2 protein-coding genes are annotated in these 1,887 nt (G+C 70.0%); one reads left to right on the top strand and one right to left on the bottom strand.

Going from position 1 to position 1,887, the window contains the following annotated elements; translation table 11 throughout:
* Nucleotides 1–341: 341 nt before the first annotated feature.
* Nucleotides 342–587 carry a DUF222 domain-containing protein gene (locus tag ON39_RS34085; RefSeq protein WP_246003138.1) on the top strand — a complete coding sequence of 82 codons (246 nt, stop codon included), beginning with the start codon at nt 342–344 and terminating at the stop codon, nt 585–587.
* Nucleotides 588–786: 199 nt separating this feature from the next.
* Here ON39_RS34085 and ON39_RS34080 read toward each other — a convergent pair.
* On the bottom strand, nt 787–1,887 hold a 1,101-nt coding region (locus ON39_RS34080; RefSeq protein ID WP_040740401.1), incomplete at its 5' end, for an alpha/beta hydrolase.

The raw sequence follows: 1,887 nt of genomic DNA, 5'->3' as shown, positions 1-1,887 counted from the left end.
GCGCCGTCCTGCCGCCGGGCGCGCGTGTCGGAACGTTTGCGTCAGCGGCGACAGTGCCCAGCCCATGGAAGTCGAACCCCACAGCCCACTCCGTCAGCTACCCCGCTTCGCCCAAGCAGTCGGTGGCTGGCCGGCCACGGACCGCGCGATCCGATCGAAAGGTCTATCCACGGACCTGCCGCGTGAACGTGGAGCCGCCGCCGAGAATGATGACGCACCGAGCGGCGAATCATCGAACATATGTTCTATCTTGCGGTAAGCTGCCTCGCGTGAACATACATTCGACTGCGCTTGCGCCGGATGCTTCAGCAGCGGGATGGTCGGACCTGGCCGATGTGGACTTGCTGCGCACCCTCGTCGAGGTCGAACGCCGTCGGAGGCGACTGGATGGCGCGATGCGCGCGGCCGTCGCCGAGGCCGAGCGGCGCGGGCTCGCCGCGGACACCGGCTATCCGGACACCGTCGAGTTGTTGACCGATCTGCTGCGAATCAGTGCTCAGGAAGCGCGCCGGCGGATCGAATGCGCGGCTCCGCAGGTCCGTTCGCGTTCCCGGAAAGTGTGGCGGGTGTTGGCAGCGGCGAGCTGAGACTGGGCTCTGCTGGGAGGGGCGCGGGGACCGACTGTCCGTTCGGTGGGTAGGCGCCGGGTGCGGCCCGTGACGGTTGAGGCGGTGCCGCTAGCTACTCCCACTGCGACTCGTTGCGAGAGGCGTTGTAGCTGAGCGGTCCGCGCGGCGCCCCCACGAGAAATCCGCGCGGTGCGGATCGACGCGGTGAACTGCCGTATCACCCACTGGGCGTGGGCAATCCGAGTCGGGCGACTATCCAGGGGAAGGACGAGGTGAAGGCGGCCGCGGCGAACTGCCAGGTGTGCCCGCCCTCGGTGGTGTGGATGGTGCAGTCGATGCCGACCTCTCGCCCTTGTGCGCAAAGCTTTTCGGCCGCGCCGACTTCGCTGGTGTCCTGGACTCCGTCGTGGCCGCCGAGCCCGGCGGTGTCGTCGTCCTCGGCGGGGCGGTGAAGGCGGGGCGCGGCGCCGGTCTGCGGGCGGTGCGGTGGGGTGAGGTCGTCGAAAAGGCCTGCGGTACCGGTGTAGGGGCCGTGTTTCGCCATGACGGTGAGCGGGTCGAAGGCGGCCCACCGGTCGGCGTCGCCACCGAAGAGGCGGGCGATGGTCTGGTCCTTGGTGCCGGAGACGGGGCCGAGGTCGCCCGCGATGTCGACGAAGGTGCCGAACAATTCCGGATGCATGACGGCCAGGTCGACGGCGCAGGTGCCGCCCATGGACCAGCCGACCACCGCCCACCGCGCGGGATCGGCGGCGGCGGCGAAGCGGGACTCCAGGTAGCTCGGCACGTCCCGGGTCAGATGGTCGGCGGCGTCGCCGCGCGGGCCGTTCACGCATTCGGTGTCGTTGTTGAAACTGCCGCTGGAGTCGACGAAGACGAGGATCGGCGCGCGTCCGCCGTCGGCCGCGGTGAACCGGTCGACGGCGGGCATGATCTGCCCGCTGCGGATCCAGTCGGCGGGCGTGTTGAACTCGCCGCCGATCATCATCACGACGGGCAGGGTCGGCGGCGCGGGCCCGGCGAACCACGCGGGCGGCAGATACACGTACTCGGTGCGATGCGGAAAACCGCTGCCGGAGTCGGGGATTCGGACCGGCACGATCTTGCCGGTCGACACGTCGGTGCCGCGCAATCCGTCCAGCGCGTCGAGATCGGTCTGCTGCGGCAGCGGGCCGGCGGTGAACGCGCCCCACGCGGACTGCACGGTCGGGTAGTAGCCGACCCATTGATTCAGCACCACGCCGGTGCTGAGCAGTGCCAATGGAATCGCGAGCACCGCGACGCCGCGCCGCCACCACCGCGCGCCGCGCCAGCCGAG

It is taken from the genome of Nocardia tenerifensis NBRC 101015 (assembly GCF_000308715.1).
GTDB classification, from domain to species: domain Bacteria; phylum Actinomycetota; class Actinomycetes; order Mycobacteriales; family Mycobacteriaceae; genus Nocardia; species Nocardia tenerifensis.
This window is presented reverse-complemented; position numbering and strand designations above follow the sequence as displayed.